The sequence below is a fragment of the Pseudoduganella umbonata genome (assembly GCF_014192225.1).
Lineage (GTDB): Bacteria > Pseudomonadota > Gammaproteobacteria > Burkholderiales > Burkholderiaceae_D > Rugamonas > Rugamonas umbonata.
Genome location: NZ_JACHXS010000008.1, coordinates 234,928 through 257,830 on the forward strand (window position 1 = coordinate 234,928; position 22,903 = coordinate 257,830).

General features: G+C 66.2%; 23 protein-coding genes and 1 pseudogene. 11 read left to right on the top strand and 13 right to left on the bottom strand.

The window, feature by feature from the left end:
* The first annotated feature begins 28 nt into the window (after nucleotides 1-28).
* Nucleotides 29-1,429 carry an MATE family efflux transporter gene (locus FHS02_RS20635; RefSeq protein WP_137316545.1) on the top strand — a complete coding sequence of 467 codons (1,401 nt, stop codon included), beginning with the start codon at nucleotides 29-31 and terminating at the stop codon, nucleotides 1,427-1,429.
* Between the two features lie 112 nt (nucleotides 1,430-1,541).
* Entirely contained in the window at nucleotides 1,542-3,758 is a 2,217-nt protein-coding gene (locus tag FHS02_RS20640; RefSeq protein ID WP_137316544.1) for a S9 family peptidase, read from the top strand.
* Nucleotides 3,759-3,906: 148 nt separating this feature from the next.
* Here FHS02_RS20640 and FHS02_RS20645 read toward each other — a convergent pair whose 3' ends face one another.
* On the bottom strand, nucleotides 3,907-4,125 hold the full coding sequence (locus tag FHS02_RS20645; protein WP_137316543.1) for a CsbD family protein: 219 nt from the start codon (nucleotides 4,123-4,125) through the stop codon (nucleotides 3,907-3,909).
* Nucleotides 4,126-4,316: 191 nt separating this feature from the next.
* Nucleotides 4,317-6,374 (bottom strand): M13 family metallopeptidase, encoded by a 2,058-nt coding sequence (locus FHS02_RS20650; protein WP_137316542.1) that lies wholly within the window; start codon nucleotides 6,372-6,374, stop codon nucleotides 4,317-4,319.
* 220 nt (nucleotides 6,375-6,594) lie between these two features.
* Here FHS02_RS20650 and FHS02_RS20655 point away from each other — a divergent pair, with 220 nt between their 5' ends.
* Together FHS02_RS20655 and FHS02_RS20660 are read left to right on the top strand one after the other, a co-directional pair.
* Nucleotides 6,595-7,407 (top strand): HDOD domain-containing protein, encoded by an 813-nt coding sequence (locus FHS02_RS20655; protein WP_137316541.1) that lies wholly within the window; start codon nucleotides 6,595-6,597, stop codon nucleotides 7,405-7,407.
* Nucleotides 7,408-7,543: 136 nt separating this feature from the next.
* Nucleotides 7,544-7,810 (top strand): flagellar protein FliT, encoded by a 267-nt coding sequence (locus FHS02_RS20660; protein ID WP_137316540.1) that lies wholly within the window; start codon nucleotides 7,544-7,546, stop codon nucleotides 7,808-7,810.
* A gap of 189 nt (nucleotides 7,811-7,999) precedes the next feature.
* Here FHS02_RS20660 and FHS02_RS20665 read toward each other — a convergent pair whose 3' ends face one another.
* The gene (locus FHS02_RS20665; protein ID WP_137316539.1) at nucleotides 8,000-9,679 is read right to left on the bottom strand and encodes a type IV pilus assembly protein FimV; all 1,680 of its coding nucleotides are present in this window, start codon (nucleotides 9,677-9,679) and stop codon (nucleotides 8,000-8,002) included.
* A gap of 126 nt (nucleotides 9,680-9,805) precedes the next feature.
* On the opposite strand from FHS02_RS20665, the gene fumC reads away from it, so the two are divergent.
* The 3 genes from fumC to FHS02_RS31640 all read left to right on the top strand — a co-directional run bounded on the left by fumC (nucleotide 9,806) and on the right by FHS02_RS31640 (nucleotide 12,079).
* Nucleotides 9,806-11,203: a class II fumarate hydratase gene (fumC, locus tag FHS02_RS20670; protein WP_137316538.1), complete on the top strand. Its 1,398-nt coding sequence runs from the start codon at nucleotides 9,806-9,808 to the stop codon at nucleotides 11,201-11,203.
* An 83-nt stretch (nucleotides 11,204-11,286) separates the two neighbouring features.
* Complete coding sequence (locus FHS02_RS20675) at nucleotides 11,287-11,523, top strand: RNA-binding S4 domain-containing protein (protein ID WP_137316537.1); 237 nt, start codon at nucleotides 11,287-11,289, stop codon at nucleotides 11,521-11,523.
* A 79-nt stretch (nucleotides 11,524-11,602) separates the two neighbouring features.
* On the top strand, nucleotides 11,603-12,079 hold the full coding sequence (locus tag FHS02_RS31640; RefSeq protein WP_229422388.1) for a DUF883 domain-containing protein: 477 nt from the start codon (nucleotides 11,603-11,605) through the stop codon (nucleotides 12,077-12,079).
* On the opposite strand, the gene bufB is transcribed toward FHS02_RS31640, so the two are convergent.
* The 10 genes and pseudogenes from bufB to FHS02_RS20725 form a co-directional block, all read right to left on the bottom strand.
* Nucleotides 12,062-13,747, bottom strand: coding sequence for an MNIO family bufferin maturase (gene bufB / locus FHS02_RS20685; protein WP_137316536.1), 1,686 nt, complete (start codon nucleotides 13,745-13,747; stop codon nucleotides 12,062-12,064). The two genes, FHS02_RS31640 and bufB, sit on opposite strands and share 18 nt — an antisense overlap.
* A 4-nt stretch (nucleotides 13,748-13,751) precedes the next feature.
* Nucleotides 13,752-14,018, bottom strand: coding sequence for a BufA1 family periplasmic bufferin-type metallophore (locus FHS02_RS20690; protein ID WP_137316535.1), 267 nt, complete (start codon nucleotides 14,016-14,018; stop codon nucleotides 13,752-13,754).
* Nucleotides 14,019-14,149: 131 nt separating this feature from the next.
* Nucleotides 14,150-14,350 carry a YjfB family protein gene (locus FHS02_RS20695; protein ID WP_137316534.1) on the bottom strand — a complete coding sequence of 67 codons (201 nt, stop codon included), beginning with the start codon at nucleotides 14,348-14,350 and terminating at the stop codon, nucleotides 14,150-14,152.
* Between the two features lie 108 nt (nucleotides 14,351-14,458).
* The gene (gene mobB / locus FHS02_RS20700; RefSeq protein WP_137316533.1) at nucleotides 14,459-14,992 is read right to left on the bottom strand and encodes a molybdopterin-guanine dinucleotide biosynthesis protein B; all 534 of its coding nucleotides are present in this window, start codon (nucleotides 14,990-14,992) and stop codon (nucleotides 14,459-14,461) included.
* A gap of 113 nt (nucleotides 14,993-15,105) precedes the next feature.
* Nucleotides 15,106-15,288, bottom strand: coding sequence for a hypothetical protein (locus FHS02_RS20705; RefSeq protein ID WP_137316532.1), 183 nt, complete (start codon nucleotides 15,286-15,288; stop codon nucleotides 15,106-15,108).
* A 101-nt stretch (nucleotides 15,289-15,389) separates the two neighbouring features.
* Entirely contained in the window at nucleotides 15,390-16,112 is a 723-nt protein-coding gene (locus FHS02_RS20710) for a general secretion pathway protein GspB (protein ID WP_137316531.1), read from the bottom strand.
* Nucleotide 16,113: 1 nt separating this feature from the next.
* A complete protein-coding gene (locus FHS02_RS20715; protein WP_371870576.1) occupies nucleotides 16,114-17,205 on the bottom strand; it encodes a peptidoglycan-binding protein in 1,092 nt (363 codons plus the stop codon).
* A 6-nt stretch (nucleotides 17,206-17,211) separates the two neighbouring features.
* Nucleotides 17,212-17,715: pseudogene (locus FHS02_RS32120) on the bottom strand (ExeA family protein); the annotation flags it as partial.
* 10 nt (nucleotides 17,716-17,725) lie between these two features.
* Nucleotides 17,726-18,238 (bottom strand): hypothetical protein, encoded by a 513-nt coding sequence (locus tag FHS02_RS20720; protein WP_137316529.1) that lies wholly within the window; start codon nucleotides 18,236-18,238, stop codon nucleotides 17,726-17,728.
* A gap of 152 nt (nucleotides 18,239-18,390) precedes the next feature.
* Entirely contained in the window at nucleotides 18,391-18,597 is a 207-nt protein-coding gene (locus tag FHS02_RS20725) for a hypothetical protein (RefSeq protein WP_229422387.1), read from the bottom strand.
* A 123-nt stretch (nucleotides 18,598-18,720) separates the two neighbouring features.
* Between FHS02_RS20725 and FHS02_RS20730 the strand changes: the two genes are divergently transcribed.
* The 4 genes from FHS02_RS20730 (at nucleotide 18,721) to FHS02_RS20745 (ending at nucleotide 22,903) form a co-directional block, all read left to right on the top strand.
* A complete protein-coding gene (locus tag FHS02_RS20730) occupies nucleotides 18,721-19,149 on the top strand; it encodes a PEP-CTERM sorting domain-containing protein (RefSeq protein WP_137316528.1) in 429 nt (142 codons plus the stop codon).
* 148 nt (nucleotides 19,150-19,297) lie between these two features.
* On the top strand, nucleotides 19,298-20,644 hold the full coding sequence (locus FHS02_RS20735) for a head GIN domain-containing protein (RefSeq protein ID WP_137316527.1): 1,347 nt from the start codon (nucleotides 19,298-19,300) through the stop codon (nucleotides 20,642-20,644).
* Between the two features lie 141 nt (nucleotides 20,645-20,785).
* Nucleotides 20,786-21,760, top strand: a complete 975-nt coding sequence (locus FHS02_RS20740) for an IS1595 family transposase (RefSeq protein WP_137316526.1) — start codon at nucleotides 20,786-20,788, stop codon at nucleotides 21,758-21,760.
* Nucleotides 21,761-22,018: 258 nt separating this feature from the next.
* Nucleotides 22,019-22,903, top strand: coding sequence for a glucosamine kinase nucleotide-binding domain-containing protein (locus tag FHS02_RS20745; RefSeq protein WP_137316525.1), 885 nt, complete (start codon nucleotides 22,019-22,021; stop codon nucleotides 22,901-22,903).

Consider the following 22,903-nt stretch of genomic DNA (forward strand, 5'->3'; position numbering starts at 1 on the left):
GCAAGTTCCACCTTACAGAACCGTACCGATGCCCTATTCGTTCACGCTGCCCAATATCCGCAAAGAAGCCGCCGCGCTGTGGCACCTGGCCTGGCCGGTCCTGATCGGCCAGCTGGCCACCGTGGGCATGGGCGTGGCGGACGTGGCGATGACAGGACACACCAGCGCCGCCGAACTGGCCGCCGTGTCGCTGGGCGCGTCGGTATGGTCGATCATCCTCGTTACCGTCAACGGCACGATGATGGCCGTGAACACGGTGGTGGCGCACCAGGTGGGCGCCGGCGCGTTCGACAGGATCCCGCACTCGGTGCGGCAGGCGTTGTGGAAAGCGGTCGGCGTCGGCATCGTGGCCGCGCTGGCGGCCAACCTGGCCACGCTGCTGTTCGACCACCTGCAACTCGAGCCCGAGGTGAACGCGCGCGCATCGATGTTCGTGCACATCGTCAGCGTCGGCCTGCTGCCGTTCGCCGCCTACCGGGCGCTGTACGGCTACAGCGCCAGCATCAACCAGACCAAGCCCGTGATGGTGATCGCGCTGATCGGCCTGGCCGTCAACATCGCCGTCAACTGGCTGCTGGTGTTCGGCAACCTGGGATTCCCGAAGATGGGGGCGCTGGGTTGCGCCGTGGCCACCGGCGCCGTCGTCTGGCTCGACCTGCTGGCGATCGTCGTGTGGATCAGGATTTCCTCCGCCTACCGGGCCTCGTACCCGTTCGACAAATGGGAATGGCCGCACTGGCCCGAGGTCTGGAACATGCTGAAGCTGGGCGTGCCGATCGGCGTCACGTACTTCGCCGAGGTCAGCGTGTTCGGCGCCGTCAGCCTGCTGGTGGCGCGCTTCGGCGTCGTCACCGTGTCGGCGCACCAGATCGCGCTGAACTTCTCTTCGCTGACGTTCATGGTGCCGCTGTCGTTCGGCATCGGCATGATCGCCCGCGTCGGCCAGGCGCTGGGCGAAGGCAATCCGCAGCGTGCCCGCTTCGCCTCGTTCGTCGGGCTGTGGATGTCGACCGGTTTCGCGGTGCTGTCGGCGCTGTTCATCGCGCTGTTCCGCCATCAGATCGCCGCCGCCTACACATCCGACGTGGCGGTGCAGGAAATGTGCGCCCACCTACTGCTGTTCGCCGCGCTGTTCCAGCTGTCCGACGCCATGCAGGTGGCGGCATCGTGCGCCATTCGCGGCTACAAGGTCACGCGCGGCCCGATGGTGATCCAGCTGATTGCGTTCTGGGGCGTAGCGCTGCCGGTCGGCTGCGTGCTCGGCCTGGCGCCGCAATGGCTGCCGTTCGCGCCGGCCGAGCCGATGTCGGCCACCGGCTTCTGGATCGGCCTGGTGCTGGGCCTGACGGTGGCCGCGGTGCTGCTGACAGCCTACCTGCAGCGGCTGTCGCGCCAGCGGGCCATGCAACCCGCATCGGTTGCCAAATGAAAGTGGGCAATAACGCCTGATTTCCGAACTTTCGCGCCTCGCCAGTGGCGGCTGAGTCTGGTATCGTTTTGCGATTTTCACCCTATAACAAATCGTTCATTTCGGGACCTTCATGCGCACCGCTCTCAGTATCCTGGCCCTGCTGGCCGCCGGCACGGCATCCGCCGACCGCCTGACCCTCGACCGCCTGCACAGCGATCCCGCGCTTGCCGGCAACGGCGTGCGTGCGCTGAAGGTGTCGCCCGACGGCGCCAGGGTGACGTTCCTGCGCGGCCGCCCCGACAACCAGTTCCAGATGGACCTGTGGGAGTTCAACCTGAAGGACAAGTCGACTCGGCGCCTGGTCGACTCGAAGGTGCTGGTGGCCGAGGAAAACCTGTCCGATGCGGAAAAGGCGCGCCGCGAGCGCGAGCGCACCGCGGCATTGAAAGGCATCATCAACTACAGCTGGTCGCCGGACGGCAAGCGCCTGCTGGTGCCGATCGCCGGCAATTTGTACCTGATCGAGGTCGCCAGGCCGGATGCGGCGCGACTGGTCGCCTCGGGCAACGTGACCGATCCGAAGATCTCGCCGAAGGGCAAGTACGTGTCGTTCGTGCGCGACCAGAACCTGTACGTGATCGACCTGGCCACCGGCAAGGAAAAGGCGCTGACCACGGATGGCAAGGGCACGCTGCACAACGGCGAAGCGGAGTTCGTGGCGCAGGAGGAAATGCACCAGTACACCGGCTACTACTGGGCCCCGGACGATTCGGCCGTGGCCTACCGCCGCTACGACGAAGCGCAGGTGCCGGTGGCGCGCCGCTTCGAGATCTATGCCGACCGCACCGACGTGATCGAGCAGCGCTACCCGGCCGCCGGCGACAAGAACGCGATCGTGGAACTGCGCATCGTCGATCCGGCCACCGGCGCGACGAAGGACGTGGACCTGGGCGCGGAGAAGGATATCTACCTGGTGCGCGCCGATTTTTCCGCGGACAGCAAGAAGCTGCTGTTCCAGCGCCAGACGCGCGACCAGAAGAAACTGGAACTGATCGCCGTCGATACCGCCACGCTGGCGCAGAAGGTGCTCGTCACCGAAACGGCGAAGACGTGGACCGACATCAACGACGACCTGCGCTTCCTGTCCGGCGGCAAGGGCTTCGTGTGGTCGTCGCACCGCACCGGCCGCAACCACCTGTACCTGTTCGACATGGACGGCAACGTCAAGCATGCGCTGACGAAGGGTGAATGGGGCATCGACAACCTGCTGGCCGTGGATGAACAGGCGGGCAAGGTGTACTTCTCGTCGAACAAGGACGCGATCATCGACAAGCAGACCTACGCGGTCTCGCTGGACGGCCGCAATGCCGACAAGCCGGTGCGCGTAACGCAGGCCGACGGCTGGCACGACACCACGTTCGCTCGCAACGGCCAGCTGTTCGTCGACACCTGGTCCGATCCGGCCAACCCGCCGCAGGTATCGATCCGCAAACCGGACGGCGCGATCCTGACGTGGCTGGAAAAGAACGAGGTCAATGCATCGCACCCGTACTACCAGTACAAGTCGGACCACCTGCCGGTGGAATACGGCACGCTGCAGGCCAGCGACGGGCAGACGCTGTACTGGTCGATGATCAAGCCCTATCGCTTCGATCCGGCGAAGAAGTATCCGGTGTACCTGTCCACCTACGGCGGTCCGGGTCCGCAGTACGTGTCGCGCAAGTGGGGCGATCCGTTCGACATGTACATGGCGCAGCAGGGCTACGTGGTGTTCCGCCTCGATAACCGCGGCTCGGGCCGCCGCGAGCGGGCGTTCACGGATGCGATCTACCGCAACCTGGGCAAGGTGGAAGTGGAAGACCAGCTGGCCGGCATCGACTTCCTCGGCAAGCAGGCCTTCGTCGATCCGAAGCGCATCGGCGTGTATGGCTGGAGCTATGGCGGCTTCATGGCGCTGCGCCTGCTGTCGCAGGGTTCGGACAAGATCGCCGCCGGCGTTTCCGGCGCCCCCGTCACCGACTGGGCACTGTACGACACGCACTACACGGAGCGCTTCATGGACAAGCCTTCGGAGAACAAGGCTGGCTATGCCGACAGCACCGTGTTCGCGCACGTCGACGGCCTGAAATCGAACCTGCTGCTGATCCACGGCATGGCCGACGACAACGTGCTGTTCACCAACACCACGAAGATGATCGACGCCCTGGTCAACCGCGGCGTGCAGTTCGACCTGATGACCTACCCGGGCGCCAAGCATGGCGTATCGGACCGCAAGCAGCGCAAGCACGTGCAGGTTGGCATCGATGCGTTCTTCCGCAAGCATTTGAAGCCGGACACGGTGCAGTAAAGCGCAGGCTCCTCACGGGAATACCGGTTCCGACACCATTCGCAAGCGAATGATGTCCGACACCAGCCAGTTGCCTGGTGCGTTCCCAAAGCAAAACAGCCGCCCGAGGGCGGCTGTTTTACCATCGGCGCTGGGCCGATACCTGTGATTACAGGCCCTGGCGGTTGCCGCGGTTGATGGTGACGTCGTTGTCCAGCGTATCTTCGACGGCTTCGCGGGCGTCGCCGACTTTCTTCTGGATCTTGCCTTCAGCCTGGTTTTTCAGGCCCTTGGCCTGCTGCTTCGAGCTGCCGACCAGTTCACCGGCTTCTTCCTGGATCTTGCCGCCGACTTCCTTTGCCTTGCCTTTGATTTGATCGCTGTTCATGATCGAGCTCCTCTATGCGTTGCGGCTGGCGCACCACGATGGTCCGCCGCCTTTTGAACACACGCTGTAATGCGTGTGGATGGAGAAATCATACGATCAGTCATTATTTCCCTCCGTACGTCCCCTAACATTGCAAAAATAATCAGCTACCAACGGTCAAGGTTAAGTTTCGCCTAAGCGTTATTACCCGGTCACCACACCCGCACGCGTGCTTCCGGTGCCAGGTACAGTTTCTGGCCGGGCTGCACGTCGAATGCCTGGTACCAGTCGTCCAGGTTGCGCACCGTGTAGGTACGCCACTGTGCTGGCGCGTGCTCGTCCGTGGCGACCTGGTTGCGCAGCGATGCCTCGCGCGACTTGTCGCGCCACGCCTGCGCGTAGCCCAGGAAGAACTGGCGATCCGACTCCGGGCTGCCCTTGCCGCCCAGCGAAGCATGGTAGGCATCCAGCGCGGCCGCCAGGCCGGCCAGGTCGGCCAGGTTCTCGGCAAGCGTCAGTTGCCCGTTGAGCTTCAGGTCGGGGAAGGCCTCGTAGGCCGAATACTGCGCCACCAGCACCTGCGCCGCCTTGGCGAAATGGTCGCGGTCCGCCTTTGTCCACCAGTCGCGCAGCCGGCCCTTCGAGTCGAATTCGGCGCCGATATTGTCGAAGCTGTGACTGATCTCGTGGCCGATCACGGAACCGATGGCACCGTAGTTGACGGCGTCGCTGCCGTTCGGATCGAAGAACGGCGGCTGCAGGATCGCGGCGGGGAAGTTCAGCGCATTCTGCATCGGCATGTTGACGGCATTGACGAGCTGCGGCGGCATCGACCATTCCTTTGGATCGACCTTGGTACCCAGCTTGGCCAGTTCCAGCTTGTAATGGTACTGGGCGGCGCGATACGCGTTGCCGAATGCATCGTCCGGCTTGACTTCCAGGCCGGCGTACGTCGTCCACTTTTCAGGGTAGCCCACGCCCACGTACAGCACGTCCAGCTTGGCGTGCGCTTCGCGCTTCGTGGCCGGTGCCATCCAGTCGAGCCGGTCGATGCGCTGGTGGAAGGCGTTGACGATGTTCGTCACCATCTGCTGCACCCTGGCTTTCGCCTCCGGCGGGAAATACTTGTCGACGTACATCTTGCCCACGGCTTCCGGCATTGCCGCGTTCAGCGCCGCCAGGCTGCGCTTCCAGCGCGGCGACAGCTGCGGCGTGCCGCTCAGCGTACGGCCGTAGAAATCGAAGCGCTGGTCGACGAACGCCTTCGGCAGCGCACCGGCGTGCTGGTTGATCGTGTGGAATGCCAGCCAGTCCTGCCATGTCTGCACCGGCATTTCGGCCACCAGCGCCGCCGCGCCGGTGATGGCCCGCGGGTGATAGACGATGAATTTCCTTTGCTTGCCAAGGCCGGCGGCCTGGAAGAAGGCCTTCCAGTCGAGGCCGGGAGCCCTGGCGGCGAAGTCCTTGTCGGTCCACACATTGTTGGCCTTCTGGACGTCGGACGATTCTTCGCGCAGGCCATGCGCCTGCGCCAGCTTGCGCTCCAGTTCGAAGACGCGGGCCGCGCGCGCTTCCGGTTCCGTGAAACCGGCCAGTTTCAGCATGGCCGCGATATGCGCCTGGTACGCCGTGCGCAGGCGGCTCATCCGTTCGTTCTCTTCCAGGTAGAACGCGCGATCCGGCATGCCGAGGCCGCCCTGCAGCAGGTAAGGCACATAATTGTCGGGATCCTTGAAGCCCTGGGCGATCCACACGCCGAACAGGTTCTCGGTGGCGAAGTCGGTGGCGTTCAGCGGATCGACGTCGGCACGCAGGCTGGCGCCCAGCGCCTGCGTCAGGCCGGCCCTGTCACGGATTGCCGCGATCCGCGACAGGGCCGGCCGCAGGGGCGCCGTGCCGCGCCCTTCGATGCCGGCTTCATCCATCAGCGCCCCGTAATACGCGGCGACCTTTTTCGCATCGCCCGCGCCTGGCTGGCGGCCGGCGGCGTCGATCAGTTGCAGGATGCGCTGGCTGGTGTCCTCGACCAGCGCCTGGCCGGCGCTCCAGCCGCTGCGGTCGGCGGGGATCTCGGTCGCGGCCAGCCACTGGCCGTTGGCGAACGTGTAGAAATCGTCGCCGGGCAGCACCGCGGCGGTTCTATGTTCGCCTTGGACATTCAGCGGCGCAGGCTGCTGCGCATTGGCGCTCATCATGGTCAGTGCGGCGCACAGCGCCACGGCGAGGGTGCTCGTCCGCGGCGGGCGGCGCAGTACTCGGAAGGCTTGCATAAAGTCCCTTGTTTTGTCTGTTGTGAACGATTTTTTTGGCGTGGTACGCCAGCCTGCACTGTAGCCATGCGCCCTTTCCGTGACGAGCTTTGTGCGACAGACTGCGGAAATCGCGGCTAGCCTGCTGAAGCAAGGCCGAAACGCACGGTGCGGAAAGCGCTCGGCTAAATGAAAAATCCGTTATAGTTCACTTACAGCAACACATTTGGAGGCCACCGCGATGACACTGCAAGAATTGTTCGACCAACCCGCCGCGCTGCCGACGGCGCCCAGGGTCGTGCAGGAACTGGTGGCCAGCTTCGACAAGGCATCCGCGTCCACCGAGGACATCGCGCGCAAGGTATCGCTCGACCCGGTGCTGAGCGCCAAGCTGCTGCGCCTGGCGAACTCGGCGTATTACAACCTGTCGCGCAGCATCGGCACCGTCGAGGATGCGGTGCTGATGCTGGGTTTCGTGGCGGTGCGCACGCTCGTCATCAGTTCCGGGCTCGTCAATGGCTTCAAGTCCGTTACCGGACTCGACCTGGGTGACTTCTGGCGCCACAGCATGCGCACGGCCGTGGCCGCCAAATGGATCGCGAAGAAAACACGCGACAACGGCGAGCTGGCGTTCATGATCGGCATGATGCACGCCATCGGGCAGCTGGTGATCCACTCGGCAATGCCCGAGAAGGCCGTGGCGCTGGATGCCGTCGCCCCACCGCTCGACGAGCGCCGCCTGGCCGTCGAACGCGATGCCCTGGGCTTTACGTATGCCGACGTGGGCGCAGAGCTGGCCCGGCGCTGGCAGTTTCCCGCCGTGTTCTCCGATGCGATCGCGGCCTTCCCCGCGCCGCTCGACCGCGGCGCCGTGGACCGGCTGGCCGCCATCGTCCACATTGCCGCCTGGCGCGTCCGTGCCGGCGACAATGCCGAACTGGCCGAGCATTTCCCGCAGGCGGTGGGCGACGTGCTCGGTCTGGATGCGAGCGTCATCGACGACATGCCGCCGCTCGACGAGCTGACGGCCGGACTGGACGAGATGATGAAATAACTAGTCTTGTCTTGCGGGTAATGCCTGAAACTCTTTACATATTATTTTTCAAAAAGGCCTAAAGTTTCGTCCGCCCCTGACGTAAATCATGACAAGCAGTACTCCGATCACGATTACGAATTCATAAGTGGGCGCCATGACCTCGACCGAAGTTCTCTCGATGTATGAAAATATTGCCGGCCTGACCAGCAAGATGGTCGTGGCGGCCCAGGTCAGCGACTGGAACACGCTGGACCGTCTCGAGAACCAGTGCGCCGCGCAATCGGTCGGCACGCTCGGCGGCATGCCGGCACTGGAAGGCAGCGCGCGCCAGCGCAAGATCGACCTGCTGAAGCAGATCATGGCCAACGACCGGGCGATCCGCGACGTGACCGAACCATGGATGGGCCGGCTGAACGGCTGAATCACCTCCAAAAATGAAAAGCGCCCCGCGGGGCGCTTTTTTGTTGCCTGCGTTTTGTTGCCTGAAAAATGGGGACGGACCCTATTTTCCAGGCAACGTTCAACGTGCGCCTGACAGCGGGTCCGTAAATAGGGACGCACCGGACCGTCTGTTTTTCAAGCAATTTTCACTGTGCTTGCAACCTCTGCATCAGGCCGCCCTGCTCTCCGGCTGGCCCGCGGGCGCGATCGCGGGCTCGACCCTTGCCGGGATGTCATCGTCTTCGCGGCTCCAGCTCTGCCGCACGATCGGGCTGCGCTTCAGTTTGGCCTTGCGGATGAAGTGCACGATCACACCAAAGATCACCAGCAGCACGAGACTGCCGGCGAACAGGAACGTCAGCAGTTTGGGCCGGGAGATCTTGATTTCCTTTTTCGGCTCCGGCGGCGGCGGCGCGGCTTCCTTTTTTTCCTGCGGCTTGATTTCCGGTTCCGGGAGCGGGGCGACCGCCGCTTCGCCACCAGTTTGCGCCCGGGGCGCGGCTTCCGTCGTGGTGCCATCGGCAACAGCCGGCGCAACGACGGAAGCCTGGGCCGGCACGGTGGCGGGAGCAGCGGCCGTAGCCGTTGGTGTCGCGGCGGATGCGGCGGCGCGTACCGGCTGCGCAGCCGCTGCCGCTACCGTCATCGCATCCGGAGTCTTTACCGTTGCAGTGGCGTGATGGGCGGATGGCGCAGCCACCGGCGCCGTATTCGCGTTGCCTGGCACCGGTACGGTGACGCGGACAGCGCCGGCCTGTGTCGTCATAGCCAGCTGGGCCTGCAGCGACTTCAGCTTGCCTTCCAGTTCGGCGAGCTTGTTCAGCATCGCCGGATCGTCCGTTCCACCGGCAGGCTTGGCGCCGCTTCCGGCTCGCGGCGCCGTTTCCACTGCCTTCACGACCTTCGGCTGGGCCGCCGGTTGGGTGGCGGCTTCCACGCTGGCCTTGGTCGCCCGCGCCGCTTCGGCCAGTTCGGCCCGCGATGGCAGGAACGAGGGTTGCGGTGTCTTTTTCTCCACCGCGGCCGTTTGCCTTGCTTCCTGGCCGGCCTGCGGACCGGTTTCCTGCTTTGGGGATGGCCTTGCTTCCGCTTCCGTTACCGCCACCGCGGGCTTGCCCGGCCTGGCCTGGCGCCTGAAATCGTCGGCCGTGGACGCATATTTCAAGGCTTCCTTGCGCACATCCCGCGCGCCGGCGGCTGGCCGGGAACTCGCCGGCGCGGCAGGTTCGATCTTTCCGCCACGGGAAGCGATCGCCCGCTCGACGGCACCGAGCAGTTCGCGCTCTTTTGCCGTTGCTTCCGTGCCGGGCGATGCGGTGGCGACCAGCCGGGCGACCGGCCTGGCAGGACGCTCGGCGGCAATGGCAACCGCAGAGGGTGCCGGCGCGGGCGCAGCAGCCAAGGCTGCCGGCGCGGACGAGGACGTCGGTGTGGGTGTGGGTATGGGTGGGGATGCGGGCGCTGGCGACAGCCACAACGTCACGCCCCGCACGCGTTCCCTGCCGCCGGAAACCAGCTGGAAATACAGGTGCAACACCTCCGCCTGCACCGGCGCGCTGGTGGTCACCTGCAGCACCCGGCGGCTGTCACGCCGCGCGACGGTAATCTGGGCGCCGGCCAGTGCCGGGTTCATCTTGACATTGGCGCCCTGGAACACATCGGGCCGGGCCAGGCGCACTTGCAGGTCGGCCAGTTCCTGCGCCGTCAGGTCGGTCAGCTCGATATCGGCCGACAGCGGCTGCCCGCTGTGGGAGCGCACCGACGCATCGCCGAGCTCGGCGGCATGGGCACCGGTGGCGGCAGCCAGCGCCAGCACGGCCAGGCGGGAAGAACGAAGCAGGAACGACATGTTGAGCTCACTAGCGAAAATTTCCGTGACGTAAGTGTTTAACGGCGGAAATTTCCTGTTATTGAGTCCTCAAACCGAAATTCATCGGTGGGTTACACTCGATGCATCACTTTTCCCGAGGATGCCATGGACAGTAGAACCGAACGCGACAGTTTTGGCCCGATCGAGGTGCCGGCAAACCAGCTGTGGGGCGCGCAGACGCAGCGCTCGCTCCATCACTTCCATATCTCCACCGAAAAAATGGCACCCGAGCTGATCGCGGCGCTGGCCAGCGTGAAGCGGGCGGCGGCGCGCGTCAATGTCGACCTCGGCGTGCTCGATGCCACCAAGGCCGATGCGATCGTGCGCGCCGCCGACGAGGTGCTGGAAGGCAAGCACGCCGGCGAGTTCCCGTTGTCGGTTTGGCAAACCGGCTCCGGTACCCAGTCGAACATGAACATGAACGAGGTACTGGCGAACCGCGGCTCCGAACTGCTGGGCGGTGTCCGCGGCGAAGAGCGCAAGCTGCATCCGAACGACGACGTCAACAAGGGCCAGTCGTCGAACGACATCTTCCCCACCGCGATGCACGTGGCGGCCGCCGTCGCACTGGCCCGGGACGTGGTGCCGGCGCTGCACCAGCTGCGCGCCACGCTGGCCGGCAAGGCCCAGGCCTTTGCCGACATCGTCAAGATCGGCCGCACCCACTTGCAGGATGCCACGCCGCTCACGCTGGGCCAGGAATTCTCCGGCTACGTGGCGCAGCTCGACTACGCCGAACGCGCGATCGAGCATGCGCTGCCCGCCGTGCTCCAGCTGGCCGCGGGCGGCACCGCCGTCGGCACCGGCCTGAATGCGCATCCGGAATACGCCACGCGCATTGCCGCCGAGCTGGCCCAGCGCCTGCAGTTGCCGTTCCAGAGCGCCGCCAACAAGTTCGCCGCACTGGCCGGCCACGAAGCGCTGGTAGCGGCGCACGGCGCACTGAAGACGCTGGCAACGAGCCTGTTCAAGATCGCCAACGACGTGCGGTGGATGGCTTCCGGCCCCCGCTCCGGCCTGGGCGAGATCACCATCCCGGAAAACGAACCGGGCAGCTCGATCATGCCGGGCAAGGTCAATCCCACGCAGTGCGAAGCCCTGACGATGCTGTGCGCGCAAGTGTTCGGCAACGATGTGGCGATCAGTATCGGCGGCGCCTCCGGCAACTTCGAGCTGAACGTCTACAAGCCGCTGATCGCCCATAACTTCCTGCAAAGCGCGCGGCTGCTGGCCGACGGCATGCGCAGCTTCGACGAGCATTGCGCTCGCGGCATCGAACCGGACCGCGCACGCATCGGCGAACTGATGGAGCGCTCGCTGATGCTGGTGACGGCACTGGCGCCGCACATCGGGTATGATCGCGCCGCCCAGATTGCCAAGAAGGCGCAGCATGAAGGCACCACGCTGAAGGAAGCCGCGCTCGCGCTCGGCTTCGTGACGGCCGAGCAGTTCGACGCGTGGATCGTGCCGCTGGCGATGACACGGCCGGGGGCCAAGGGCTGACCCGGCCACAAGGACCGGACATTATTCAACGGCGAACTTAATAAGTCGATAATAATTGCCGGTCTTACAAGAATGAGGATAAAATGCAAAAAGTAGATTTTGAATTAACGTCGGAATTCATCGAACTGAACCAGCTGCTGAAGGTTGTCGGCTTGTGCGACAGCGGCGGCGCCGGCAAGCAGATCGTGGCCAGCGGCGATGTACGGGTGGATGGCAAGCAGGAATTGCGCAAGACCGCCAAGATCCGCACCGGCCAGGTGGTCACTGTCGGCGACGTACGCATTGCCGTGCGGGGTCAGGCGGGTTCCGGCGGGGCTTAATCTGCCGCAAACCCTGCACCACCTTGGCGGATATAGTGGACAGGATTTAGGGCAGGAAATCCACCTATCCGGAGCGCGCATGGACCATTTCGATCCCACCCGACACCCTGAACCGCCGAAGTTCGGCTCTCAATCCAACTCGCAGTTCGGCTCGCAATCCAATGCGCAGTTCGGCTCACAATCCAACGCGCAGTTCGGCTCGCAGTCCAACGCGCAGTTCGGCTCGCAGTCCAACGCGCATCCGGATCCGCGGTTCGATGCGCAATCGAACGCCCAGCCGGATACGCCGACGCCCCCGATCCAGCATCGGCTGATCAGCGATTTACAGCAAGTGATCGACAATGCCGAAGACCTGTTGCATTGCACCGACAGCGCGCGTGACGGGGCTTACCGGGCGGCGCGCGACAAGCTGGCCCAGACACTGGCCGCCGCGACCGAAGAATTGCAGCGCATCGAGGATGCCCAGCTCGAACGCATGATCGCCGCCACGCACGAAGCCAGCATCCGCCATGACGACAGGACCGGCGAAGCCCGGCTGTTACGCGCTTTCCACTGAATTGTTATCTGTGCGCAGTGCCGCGAACGCGGCATGCGCCATCCACTGTCCCAGCCGGGGCGCCAGGTCGAAATCCGCATCCACCGCCAGCGCCGCATCGAGCGCCGCGCCAACCGGTGCGCCCTGCTCCAGCGCCGCCAGTGCGCGATACGCGCCTTCATGCAGCACCAGGACGTCCGGTTTCCAGCCGGGCCGGTGCACCAATCCATGCGAAGGCTGCGCAATATCGTTCGGGAAAGGCACGCCGCTGTCCGGCTGATGGGCTTGCCATAGCGGCACCACGGCCCAGCGCGATGCGAAGACGGCCGCGGCCGGATGCGGCACGAACCGCGCCTGCTCGAACGCCGCCGGTGCCAGGTGCGCCAGCGCAGCCGGGCCCAGCGGCTCGGCATCGGCGGCGTAGTACGCACGGTGCAGCAGCCATTCCAGGCGCGCCATGTCGGGCAGGTACGGCAGGTCGGCCACATGCGGGAAACCGTCGAGGAAGGCCGCGAAGCCGGTACCGAACTCATTCAGGTCGGCGCTCTCGCTTCCGTGCTGCGTGCCGTACTCGCGGGCCAGCGCGGCCAGGAAATCGTCGCCGACCAGTTGGGCGATGACGGGAAAGGCTCCCGCCAGCGCGCGGTGCCAGCTGCCGGCCAGGTTGCCGCGATAGACTGCCAGCCGGGATGCCAGGGGTGCGGGCCGCAACGCACTGGCCAGTGTCCGCTCCCCTTCGGCCGACAACAGGGCGGTGGCGAAAGCCTGCTGCAAGGCCGCCAACGACACGCTGTCCGGTGCATTCTCTTGCGCCGGCTGCTGCATCGGCTCTTGCGGCGGCACCGGCCGGACGCATACGGCCTGGCTGGATGCCGCGGCCTTCTCCAGCAGCGCGGAAGCCTTGTCCGCCTCGGCCAGCAGCATGTCCAGCGGCGGCACGCCGGCATCCCATTCGACCAGCGTGGGAACGGCACCGAAACGGGCCAGCGCCGCTTCGTACAGGCGCCACACCGGTTCGGCGATCGCCGCGCCATGGTGATCGATGACGACATCCGGGGTCGCCAAGTGGCCGCCCAGGTGAAATTCGCCGACCAGCCCCGGTGCGATGGCTGCCAGCGCGGCATGGACATCCTCGCCGTGGTTGCACTGGTTGACGTACAGGTTATTCATGTCGAGCACGAGGCCGCAGCCGGTGCGGCGTGCCAGCGCGGCCAGGAATTGCGCTTCGCTCATCGTATCGGCGGAAAAGCGCACATAGGCCGACACATTCTCGACGAGAATCTGCCGCTTCAGCACATCCTGCATGCGCGCCACGCGGGCGGCCACGAGGTCGAGCGTGGCGTCATCCAGCGTCAGCGGCAGCAGGTCGTGCAAGTGCCGGCCGGGCACGGCGCCCCAGCTCAGGTGTTCGGAAACGAGGAATGGATCGATGCGGTCGACCAGTCCGCGGATGCGTTCCAGGTGGCCCGGCACGCAGCCGTGGGCCGAGCCCAGGCCAAGGCCCACGCCATGCAGGCTGACGGGATAATCGCGCCGCAGGCGCTGCAGCACCTGCAGGTCCCGCCCGCCTTCTCCCAGGTAGTTCTCGGTATGCACCTCGAGCCAGCCGGCGCGCGGCCGGCCTTCGAGGAAATCGCGGTAGTGCGGCGTGCGCAGCCCTACGCCGGCGAGCGTGGCCGCGGCGGCCATTGCCTTACTTGGCCGGGGCTGGCGGCGTGGTCTTGCCGCCCAGTTTTTCGCAGGTACCCTTGGCCACCCACTTCCATTCGGTGGGGGCGTTGTCGGTACGCGCCATCGACGCGCAGCCGTGGGCCCCGTCCGACGACCCGCAATCGTTCTGGCCGGCTTTCGCCACGCCATAGCACTTTTCCTTGTCCGGCCCGCCACCCATCTGCGCCTGCGCGGCACCCGCCGCGCACGTGGCGGCCAGTGCCGCCGCGATCATTGCTGCCTTGTTCATCGTTACTCCAGTCAGTCTAACCCGCCGATTCTAGCGAATAGTTTCCAAACCATGGGGTCTGACCCCGGTTTTGGCAATAAAAAAACCCGCGGCTCACGAGGAGCAGCGGGTCAGCGCGCTCGGGGACGCGCTCAAGCCGTGGTATTGATCCGGTTGCCCAGGTGCGGTGGCAGGTTGGGCGCGCTCTGCGCCGCCGGCAGCGCATCGATCAGCGCGGCGGCGGACGACGCCTGCACATCCATCGCCTTCTTCAAAACCGCCATGCTGACGTCCTGCCTGGTACCGGTCTCGGCGATCGTCGTCGACAGCCGGGCAATGCTCATTGCGTCCATGTTTCCTCCACTGTGCCTCGCGGTGAGGCTGAACTTTCCCGCATATCCATGGTTTACGGAAGAGTCACGGCAAACTTGAGGGCTTCATCGACATCCATGACGTCTTCGTTACGCCACCGGCGGCATTTTCTTCAGCAGCCATGCCAGGATGGCATCGCGATCGTCGAGATCGAGCCAGTCGACGTGCGGCGCCAGGCCGGCTGGGCGCGGCAGCGTGGACGCCACGGCGACGATGTGCGCGTCGTTCGGATACAGCGGTCCCTTGTCACCGACACCGCGGTGGATTTCCAGCTTGTCGATCGGATAGGACTTGAAGCCTTCGACCAGCGTCAGGTCGGCCGGCGCCAGTCGGGCCAGCTGTTCGTCCAGGGACGGTTCCGGCGCGCCGCGCAATTCGCGCACGATCGCAAACCGGAAAGGCGACGCGACCATGACCTCGGCCGCACCGGCGCGCCGTAGCCGGGCGCTGTCCTTGCCGGGCGGTTCCAGCTCCAGGTCGTGATGGCTGTGCTTGATGACATTGACCTTGCGGCCCCGTTCGGCCAACTGGCCGATGAGGTACTCCAGCAGCGTGGTCTTGCCGCTGCCCGACCGGCCGACAATGCCGATCACCGGCGCCGCGGCGGCAGGTGTGTGCTCCATTCTTGCTCCTGTCAGAATGGAGGCATTATAGGGGAACGGGTCCCGGGAACAGGTGCGTGGAACAGGTCCGTGCGGCCGCCAGGAAGAAAGTCCGCGCGGCCGTGTAGTAGCCCTTACTGGTCGGGCCGGAACGGGCCGTCGCCGCCGCCCTTGCTCATCAGGCAGATCAGTCCGACGCAGGCCAGTATGACGACCAGCACGCCCGGTTCGGAAGCGGCACTGTCGGGCAGGTAAGCTGCGCGCACAGGCGCCGCGGCGGCCAGCAGGGGCAACGCATGCAGAATGGAAAGCTTCATGGGATCGTCCCGTGGAGTTGTCGATAATGCAAATATGCCGGTCGAAGATGACGGCACGATGACGTGGCAATCGTGCGCGCCCCTCGCCTGGCAAAACCACCTCAGTAAGGCATGCGGTACCGGTAACCCCGGAATGCGAACACGGCCCCTTTCGGTTCCAGCCGCTCCAGCACCAGCCCGGGTGCCACTTCATCGCCCTCGCGGCGCAACACCTTGTCGATCAGCACCAGGCGGTCGGCCGGATTCGGCGAGTACATGTAGCCGCTCATCGCCACTGGCGGGATCGCGCGGCGGATCGGCTCGGGCAGGTCGCGCAGTGCCTGTACCGGTTCCTCGCGCGGCGACTCGCCGGACTTCGGCGCGGCGCTGGCCTGTGGCGGCGCCTCATCGCGGACGACGGGTTCCGGCGCTTTCACCGCGACAGGCGCCGGGGGCGTTTCGATTGGAACCCGGGGCGCAGGCGCCGGTGCGGGCGTCGCTGTGGGCGCCGGTGCCGGAGTCGATGCCGGCGCCGGTACAGGAGCCTGGGCCGCCGCTGGTGCGGGAGCCGGCGCGCGCTCGGCAGGAACTACCGGAGCGACCGCCGCGCGTGCCTGCGGCTGCGCCACCACCACGGGTTGCACCGGCGTTGCCGCCTGCCGCCACACCACGACGGCCAGCACGACGATGACGGCCGCCATCGCCGCAACGACCGCGGCGAGCGGCTTGCGCAGCGGCGCACCCGCGCTGGCCGCGACGTCGGGCACGTGCGCATGGATGCCCGGCGTTTCCCCCAGTTGCCGTTCGGCCTGCGCCTTTTTCAACGCTTCGAGAATATAGGACATGTCACTTTCCCCCGGCCGCGGGCACCAGCCGGGGCTCCGGGTTCGGTATGCCGGCATCGCTTATCAAGCTCAGCCGTATAAATGTTTTCGGACCGGCCACGCCGTCCGCCTTCAATTGCTGGGCCGCCTGGAAGTCGCGCAGCCGGCGCAGCGTTTCGCCATCGAGCGGTGCGCCGTCCTCTGGCCGCGCGGCGCCGGCCTGCCGGGCCAGCCGCCGCGCCAGCCAGTCCACCTGCGGACCGCGGTTGCCGGACGCCACCTGCTCCCGCCAGCCGGGTGGCGCGCGCCAGAACGTGGTGAAGGTACCGTCGTAGCGGTTGTCCAGGGCCGCCCGCGTGACGGCATGGCGCCGGCCGCCGATGTCGAGCGTGGCGTCGCGCTCCCCGAGCGCCACCAGCAGCGCATGGGTCGGCGTGGCCGGATCGTCGTTCAGCGTCAGCATCGCCGGGCGATCCAGCAGCCGCACGTCGTCGAGCGTGCCGCGCGTCACCAGGCAGCGCAGGTTGTGCCGCGGCGCTTCGGCGCAGGCGTCGCCCGCTCCTTCCTTCAGCGCCACGCCCCACAGCGCAGCCAGGCGGCGCAGCGTCGCCTCGCTGCCGGTTTCCCGAACTGTGCCAGCCTGCGCGGCAGCAGGCGTTGCCGCTACCGGCGCTGGCATCGTAGCGGATGACGATGCGGCCTGCGGCGCGGGCTGTCGCGGCGCCAGTTGCCATGCCGCGGCGGCGGTCAGCACCGCGCCGGCCAGCACGCCGCCGGCCACCAGCTGCCAGCGCGGGCGCACCGCCGGACTGGTCGCGCCGAACACCTCCCGGGCAGCGCGGCGCACGATCCTGCGCGTGACCTGCGCCTTGTTTTCCACATAGGCCCCAAGCAGCGCACGGTCGCACAGCAGGTTGATGCGCCGCGGTACGCCGTGCGTCAGCGCATGGATCAAACGCGTTGCATCGGCCGGGAATGGCGATGGCCCGGCCAGCCCCGCCACGGCCAGCCGGTGGGCAATATATTGCCCCGTCTCGGCGGCACTCAGGGAACCGAGGTGGTAGCGCGCGATCACGCGCTGCGCCAGCTGTTCCAGTTCGGGCCGCGCCAGCATCGTGCGCAGCTCCGGCTGGCCGATCAGGATGACCTGCAGCAGCTTGCGCTCGCTCGTCTCGAGATTCGTCAGCAGCCGCAGCTGCTCCAGCACGGCGGCCGACAGGTTCTGCGCCTCGTCGATGACGAGCACGCTGTTCGCACCGCGCGCGTGGCTCTCCAGCAGGTGCCGGTTGATCGCATCCACGTAATGCTTGACGGTGGCCGCTCCCGCCGGCAACGCGATGCGGAATTCGTCGCACACCGATTGCAGCAGTTCCTCGACCGACAATTTCGGGTTGAAGATGTAGGCCAGCTGGCAGCCCTCCGGCACCTGCTCGATGAAGCAGCGGCACACGGTGGTCTTGCCGGCGCCGATCTCGCCCGTCAGCAGCACGAAGCCGCCGCCGCTGCCCACGCCGTACAGCAGGTGCGCCAGCGCTTCGCGATGGCGCTCGCTCATGTACAGGTAGCGCGGGTCGGGCGCGATGGAGAACGGGCTGCGGGTCAGGTTGAAAAATCGCGTGTACATGAATCGTCGGTCAGCGCAGCGCGGGCGGCAGCGGTTTGAACTTGGCGCAGTAGATCTTGGAGCGGGTGTCCGCGTAGGCGATGCGCCCGCCGGTGGAGGTTTCCCGCACCGGTGTCGCGGAACCCGTGATTTTCGCATAGCGCAGGCCATCGCGCCGGGTGATCGCCGCGGCCAGCTTGTCCGGCGTGGTGTCGGCCACGGCGCCGACGAAACGGTAGGGGAAGGTTTCGTCGCTGACGATCACTTCGCGCACCGCGAAGCCCCACAGCTTCGCCTCGGGCGTGCGAAACCACCAGGCGCCCCCCTCGCGCTTGTAGGGCTGTCCGAACCAGCGCACCATGTAGTCGAAATAATAACGGTTCGACGTCTGGTCGCGGCACAGCAGGCCGTTGCCCAGCACCACGCCGAAATGGCTGGGTACTTTCGCCTGCAGCGGCTGGGCGATGGCGAGAAGTACGACGAACAGCAGGGCCCAACGGAAGATGGAACGCAGCGGCGAAGGTAGCGAAGAATGCTGTGGCAAGGGATGCTCTAGCGAAGGATGCTCTAGCGAAGGATGCGGGGACGCGAACAAGCACTCGAACAAGGCGCCGGAGAACGGCGCATCCGATGCTGTGGTTGGCGATCCCGGCAGCGGCCGCGGGATTGGCGTAACAGCGGCCCGACCGGCGTTGCCTACAGCTTTTGCAGCCATTTGCGGTTGGCGGCGATCCTGGCCTTGGCCGATTCCGGCAGCGCTTCGTAGCAGCCCGGATACTGCTTCAAGGCGCTTTCGCTCACATGCTTTTCCTGCCCGTTGATGAGGAAGACATAGAGCGTCCCGCCGTGATCGGTTTTTTTGGTGCCTAAATACTTGATCATTTTGCGAAATTCCTCCGACATGCATTATGACACCTCCTCGTGGCACCGGGCATTCTCGCCGTCTGTTTTCAGGGAATCGTTATCATTCCGCTACGAACCATGCCGGGTTGTGCTTAAATAGCATGGCTCAAGCCGGACGGGACCATGATGAAAATCCTTTGTGCAATCGCCTTCGCAACCGTTTCCGCCCTCGGCACCGCCACCGTCAGTGCGGCGCCCGACTCCGTTACCGTTTTCGCCACCTGGCACATGGCGGACCTGCACGACGTAACGCAAGGCTGGTACTTTACCGGCGAGGCGCTGTCCGGCCCGTACCGCGACGGCGCGCCGTGGGCCGGCAGCCGGCCGCTGGTGCGCCCTGCCGATACGGTGCCGGCGCCGGTGCCGGCGCCGATGGCGGCTGCCGACCTGCCTGCCATCCCTGCCCTTCCTGTCCTGCCCGTCGTCCCCATCGTGCCCGCCAAGGTCGACGTGCCGCCCACCGTTCCCGAACCGGGCATGGCGTCGATGCTGCTGCTCGGGCTGCTGGTGATCTTCCTGCGCATCAGCCGCAGGGAAGACCTGTTCGGCTAGTGTCCTGAATCAGTACCAGCGCCCCGGCAGCGACCGCCCATCGCCCCATTCTGCGGCCGGCACCGCGTTTTCACCAGTCCATCCCGTTGCGCTCGCACCGGCCCCGCCGTTGGCTTATCGTCACGCTTCCGACAATGAGGCCAACATCATGATCCGACATTTCCCTTCGCTTGCTTTACTCATCCTGGCTGCGCATGGTGCCGCGGGCACCGCCGCCGCCGCGGACAGCGCCAGCCAGGCCCGCGCCACGGAGACCCGCAACATCGGCGCCTTCAGCGCGATCGACATCGCCGGGCCGTTCGACGTGCAAGTGGATGCCGAGGCGCCGCGCGCGCTGCGGCTGTCGGGTCCCGCCGCCGAGCTGGCGGAGATCGAGACGATCGTCGACCGGGATACTCTGGTGGTGCGCCGCAAGAGCCGCAACGGCTTTCACTTCAGCTTCGGCAAGCGCAGCGAGCCGGTGACGGTGACGATCGGCGCACCGCAGCTGAACAGCCTGCGCACCGCCGGCAGCGGCGATGTGCGGCTGGACCGCGCGCGCGGCGAATCGCTGCAACTGGCTGTCACCGGCCCTGGCGACCTGCAGGCGAACGGCAGCGTGCGCGAACTGACCGTGCGTGGCAGCGGCAGCGGCGACATCGACCTGCGCGGCCTGCGAGCCGCCACATTGAAGGTCAAGATGAGCGGCCCCGGCGACGTGGAGGCGTCCGGCGTCACCCGCGAGCTGACAGCCGACGTGACCGGCTCGGGCGACCTGGACGTGAACGACATCGCAGCGGACAAGGTCAGCACTACCCTGACCGGCCCGGGCTCCGTCGCGCTGCAGGGCCGCAGCCGCGAAATCCACGCCACGCTGGCCGGCTCCGGCGACCTGGAGGCGTGCTCGCTGGCAGTGGAAAGCGCCAGCGCTAACCTGTCGGGACCGGGCAGCGCCTGCGTTGCCGGCACCATCCGCAAGATGGAAGCGCGGGTGCGCGGTTCCGGCGACCTGGAAGCGCGCGGCCTGCAAACGCAAAGCCTGCGCGTGGAACTGGCCGGCCCCGGCAACATGAAACTGAGCGGCACGACCGGCTCGCTCGAAGCATCGGTCAGCGGCTCGGGCGACTTCGACGGTGAGGAACTCAGCGTGGGCCGCGCCGTGCTGCGGGGCGACGGCCCCGGCAACATCGGCTTGCAGCGCGTGACCGACACGCTGGATGCCGAACTGCGCGGCTCGGGCGAACTGACCGCCGCGCTGGAGGCAAAAAGCGCGCGCCTGACGCTGAGCGGTCCCGGCGGCGCCCACCTGCAGGGCCGCACCGCGCGACTGGCAGCCCAGCTTTCCGGTTCCGGCAGCATCGATGGCAGGAACTTGCAGGCCGACCAGGCACAGGTCGCCGTACGCGGCCCCGGCAACGCCGTCGTCAACGTGCGCGGCAAGGTTGAAACGCATGGCCGGAACGGGCCGGATCGCCTGGTAACGATCGACCGCGAGGGTACGCACGAAGCGCGCTGACCTGCTTCGGCAGCCCTCCGGCCATGCCGGGCGAACCCGGCCGCGTGCCGGGTTTTTCAGGCGCTGTCACCCGAACATGTAGGGTGAACTGAACCATTCGCCACCATTGCTGTCCCATCCGTATTGACGATGGAGGCGGCGATGCACGACGGCGTTTTCAATAGCTTGCTGGAACGATTGCGCGGGCAACTCGACGGGTTCTCCGGCGCCCAACTGGCGACACTGCGCGCCCTGCTCGAGTCGGCCTCGTCATTGGCGACATGCCTGGAATTGATCGAAAAGTTCGGCCGCCCCTGCGATCGCTGTCCGCATTGCACGGCGACCCGCATTCACCGTCACGGCAGCACTGCCGGCCTGCAACGCTACCGCTGCCTGGCGTGCCGCCGCACCTTCAATGCGTTGACCGGCACACCGTTCGCTTTCCTGCGCCTGCGCGGCAAATGGCTGCCGTTCCTGCAGGCGATGCTGGATTCGCGCACCGTCCGGGGCGCCGCCGACGCCATCGGCATTCACCGCAACACCAGCTTTCGCTGGCGTCATCGTTTCATGGGATCAGCACGGCACGACCGGCCACCCCGGCTGCAAGGTATCGTCGAGGCGGATGAGACGTATCTGCTCGAATCGCAAAAAGGCAGCCGGCACCTGACCCGGCCGGCCCGCCGGCGTGGCGGCAAGGCCAGACGGCGCGGCATCTCGAACGAACTCGACTGCATTCTGGTGGCACGCGACCGTGACGGCAAAACCCGGGATTTCGTCTGCGGCCGCGGCCCGGTTACGGCGCGTCAACTGGAGCGCCACCTGCCGCCGGTACTGGCCGCCGATGTCTTGCTGGTGTCGGACAGCGCTGCCGCGTACCGCACGTTTGCGCGCCGCGCCGGCATCCTGCATGAAGCGGTCAATCTGAGGGCAGGCGTGCGCACCCGCGGCACAATCCACCTGCAGCACGTAAATGGCTATCACAGCCGTTTTCATGGCTGGCTGTCGCGCTTCAATGGCGTGGCGAGCAAATACCTGCCGAACTACCTGGGCTGGCGCCATGGCCTCGACGGGCAGCGCTGGCTGGCTCCGGCAGACTGCCTGATTGCCGCACTGCGGGGCAATGACGCCCTTTCCTGATGACCTGGCGAAACTTCCACAGGTTCGGGTGACAGCGCTGTTTTTTACGTCTGGTATTAGCCGGGCCGGTATCGTCACATACCAAATACCATACCATTTAAGGTCAACATTTTTCCCTTCTTAATCATACACTTAACCGTTAAACGGATGATTCTTCCGGCATCTCCCGCCGCCTGAAAACAATACCAGTTAAATACCTGTTGACAAGCCGTATAGGCCACCCTATAGTCACCTTCGACTCTTCACTCATCACCTTTTATGATCGAATATCTGATCGGCGTCGACGGCGGCGGCACCGGCACCCGTGTGCGCCTCGCCCTGCCCGACGGCACCTTGCTCGGCGAAGGCAGCAGCGGTCCGTCGGCCCTGCTGCACGGCATTCCCAACGCATGGAACGCGGTCGAACAGGCAGCCGCCGCGGCGTTCGCGGCCGCCGGCATCGGCATTCCCGAACGCGAGCGCATCGCGATCGGCCTCGGGCTGGCCGGGGTGCACAACAGGCAGTGGGCGGCGGACTTCATCGGCGCCAATCCCGGCTACGCGGCGGTGGCACTGGAATCGGATGCCTACACCACGGTACTCGGTGCCCATGATGGCCGGCCCGGCGCGATCATCGCGCTCGGCACCGGCAGCGTCGGCGAAGTGCTGTGCGAGGATGGCTCGCGGCGCGAAGTGGGCGGCTGGGGCTTCCCGTCCGGCGACGAAGCCGGCGGCGCCTGGATCGGCATGCGCGCCGTGAACCACATCCAGCAGGTGATCGACGGCCGCGCCGCCGGCAGCCGGTTCGCCGATGCGGTGATGGCGGCGTGCGGCGACGGCAGGGACCCGGTCCAGGCATGGCTCGCCAGCGCAACGCAGACGCGCTATGCGCAACTGGCCCGCATCGTGCTCGAACACGCGGCGGACAACGACACGGCGCGCGAGATCCTGATCGAGGCGGGCCGCCAGGTGGGCTTGATGGCCGGCGCGCTCGATACCGGCGGCAAGCTGCCGATCGCGCTGTGCGGCGGGCTGGCCGAGGCCATGCGCGGCTTCCTGCCGGGCGACCTGCTGGCGCGCATCGTGCCGGCCAACGGCGATTCCGCCGCCGGCGCGCTGCAGCTGATCCGGCGGCAACTCGCCGTTTCCACCGCGAAGGAGTGA

Coding starts and splice junctions, on each gene's coding strand:
- bufB (WP_137316536.1), bottom strand. CDS start 13,747: ATGGCCGCCGCGGCCACGCTCGCCGGCGTAGGGCTGCGCACGCCGCAC.
- FHS02_RS20640 (WP_137316544.1), top strand. CDS start 1,542: ATGCGCACCGCTCTCAGTATCCTGGCCCTGCTGGCCGCCGGCACGGCA.
- FHS02_RS20665 (WP_137316539.1), bottom strand. CDS start 9,679: ATGTCGTTCCTGCTTCGTTCTTCCCGCCTGGCCGTGCTGGCGCTGGCT.
- FHS02_RS20645 (WP_137316543.1), bottom strand. CDS start 4,125: ATGAACAGCGATCAAATCAAAGGCAAGGCAAAGGAAGTCGGCGGCAAG.
- FHS02_RS20740 (WP_137316526.1), top strand. CDS start 20,786: ATGCACGACGGCGTTTTCAATAGCTTGCTGGAACGATTGCGCGGGCAA.
- FHS02_RS20635 (WP_137316545.1), top strand. CDS start 29: ATGCCCTATTCGTTCACGCTGCCCAATATCCGCAAAGAAGCCGCCGCG.
- FHS02_RS20655 (WP_137316541.1), top strand. CDS start 6,595: ATGACACTGCAAGAATTGTTCGACCAACCCGCCGCGCTGCCGACGGCG.
- FHS02_RS20695 (WP_137316534.1), bottom strand. CDS start 14,350: ATGGACGCAATGAGCATTGCCCGGCTGTCGACGACGATCGCCGAGACC.
- FHS02_RS20710 (WP_137316531.1), bottom strand. CDS start 16,112: ATGTCCTATATTCTCGAAGCGTTGAAAAAGGCGCAGGCCGAACGGCAA.
- FHS02_RS20715 (WP_371870576.1), bottom strand. CDS start 17,205: ATGCTGGCGCGGCCCGAACTGGAACAGCTGGCGCAGCGCGTGATCGCG.
- FHS02_RS20650 (WP_137316542.1), bottom strand. CDS start 6,374: ATGCAAGCCTTCCGAGTACTGCGCCGCCCGCCGCGGACGAGCACCCTC.
- FHS02_RS20660 (WP_137316540.1), top strand. CDS start 7,544: ATGACCTCGACCGAAGTTCTCTCGATGTATGAAAATATTGCCGGCCTG.
- fumC (WP_137316538.1), top strand. CDS start 9,806: ATGGACAGTAGAACCGAACGCGACAGTTTTGGCCCGATCGAGGTGCCG.
- mobB (WP_137316533.1), bottom strand. CDS start 14,992: ATGGAGCACACACCTGCCGCCGCGGCGCCGGTGATCGGCATTGTCGGC.
- FHS02_RS31640 (WP_229422388.1), top strand. CDS start 11,603: ATGGACCATTTCGATCCCACCCGACACCCTGAACCGCCGAAGTTCGGC.
- FHS02_RS20705 (WP_137316532.1), bottom strand. CDS start 15,288: ATGAAGCTTTCCATTCTGCATGCGTTGCCCCTGCTGGCCGCCGCGGCG.
- FHS02_RS20735 (WP_137316527.1), top strand. CDS start 19,298: ATGATCCGACATTTCCCTTCGCTTGCTTTACTCATCCTGGCTGCGCAT.
- FHS02_RS20730 (WP_137316528.1), top strand. CDS start 18,721: ATGATGAAAATCCTTTGTGCAATCGCCTTCGCAACCGTTTCCGCCCTC.
- FHS02_RS20675 (WP_137316537.1), top strand. CDS start 11,287: ATGCAAAAAGTAGATTTTGAATTAACGTCGGAATTCATCGAACTGAAC.
- FHS02_RS20745 (WP_137316525.1), top strand. CDS start 22,019: ATGATCGAATATCTGATCGGCGTCGACGGCGGCGGCACCGGCACCCGT.
- FHS02_RS20725 (WP_229422387.1), bottom strand. CDS start 18,597: ATGTCGGAGGAATTTCGCAAAATGATCAAGTATTTAGGCACCAAAAAA.
- FHS02_RS20690 (WP_137316535.1), bottom strand. CDS start 14,018: ATGAACAAGGCAGCAATGATCGCGGCGGCACTGGCCGCCACGTGCGCG.